Below are 1,462 nucleotides of genomic sequence, written 5' to 3' on the forward strand. Positions count from 1 at the left end.
ACACGTAAGACTTGAATCAACAGCCGCTTCTGTCTAATTCCGTGCATTGCACTTTAAACCATAGATTGCCGCCTGCGCGGCAATGACGGATTGGAACGAAACTTAAATCCCGTTGAGCACGCAAGCGATTAAGGTGAATTGCTCGCAGAGCAAGAGAAGATGCCCTGGGGTACCGGGTCGCCTTTAGATGAGGGTGAATTGCGAAGCAAGAAAGGCTGGCATGTGCCATCTTAAGACCTTTGGCGAAACAAAGGTCTTAAGGCGCTGTAGGTTGCCACCGACAGGAAAAAAAGAATTAGCCTGTCTTTATCCCAGAAAAACTTTAGTGCACGCTTCTGTGTACGGAATGACGGTGCAGAGACAGACCGTTTCTGCCCAATTCCAAACACCCAGAATTAACTCAGAGCCTCCCTTAAGCCGTTTGCCACCAGCCTAATTCTGAATGTTCGTTTTCTGGCTGATCCCATCCACCGCGAACTAATTCGCCCAGGATTAAATCTGAATCTATTTGTTTCACGAATTGAGCAGCCTTAAGCGCATCGTCTCGGTTAATGTCGACAGCATCATCGTCCTCAGCATTTACATACGCAGATACCGAAGAGACTTTTCTTACGCCCGCCTCTGATGCAATAGCAATCTCAAAACAAACATCGCTACCTTGTATCACATAGCCATGCTCTTTCTCTTGCGTGATAATTTTGTATTCGCTCATATTTTGTTTAATTTCCTAACTCATCTTGATCAGCTAATGAAAAAAGCCCAGTTCCTTTCGGGACTGGGCTTTTTATTTTCAAAGTCTGTCTTAGCTTCTAACTTTCAAGACAGACATTTAGATCACTTACGACAAATCACGACCTTTGCCTGCGGCGATACGCAAACGAAGCGCATTTAGCTTGATAAAGCCATCTGCATCTTTCTGATCGTATGCACCAGCATCATCTTCAAATGTCGCGATGCTTTCGTCGAACAAGGTATCTTCTGACTTACGACCAACAACGATGACGTTGCCTTTGTAAAGTTTCAAACGCACAACACCGTTCACGTAAGTTTGTGTCTCGTCGATCAATGCTTGAAGCGCTTTACGCTCTGGTGACCACCAGTATCCGTTGTATACAAGCTCTGCATACTTAGGCATCACACTGTCTTTAAGGTGCGCAGCTTCTTTGTCTAGCGTGATTGATTCGATCGCACGGTGTGCTTTAAGCATGATGGTGCCACCAGGTGTCTCATAACAACCACGTGACTTCATACCAACATAACGGTTTTCTACGATGTCTAAACGACCAATGCCGTTTGCGCCACCCACTTCATTCAAGTGCGCTAGCACTTCTGCAGGAGTCATCGCTTTCCCGTCAACCTCAGTAATATCACCCTTCTCGTNAGTTAGNTCGATATAGGTTGCTTTANCGGGTGCATTTTCAGGAGATACAGACCAACGCCACATATCTTCTTCTGCTTCTGC

Annotated in this window: 1 protein-coding gene and 1 pseudogene; both read right to left on the reverse strand. The window is 45.7% G+C overall.

Going from position 1 to position 1,462, the window contains the following annotated elements; translation table 11 throughout:
• Positions 1-412 precede the first annotated feature (412 nt).
• Entirely contained in the window at positions 413-712 is a 300-nt protein-coding gene (locus A3738_RS08105) for a hypothetical protein (protein WP_068501252.1), read from the reverse strand.
• Positions 713-838: 126 nt separating this feature from the next.
• A pseudogene (locus tag A3738_RS08110) lies at positions 839-1,462 on the reverse strand (argininosuccinate synthase domain-containing protein); the annotation flags it as partial.

Source organism: Oleiphilus sp. HI0066, from assembly GCF_001635725.1.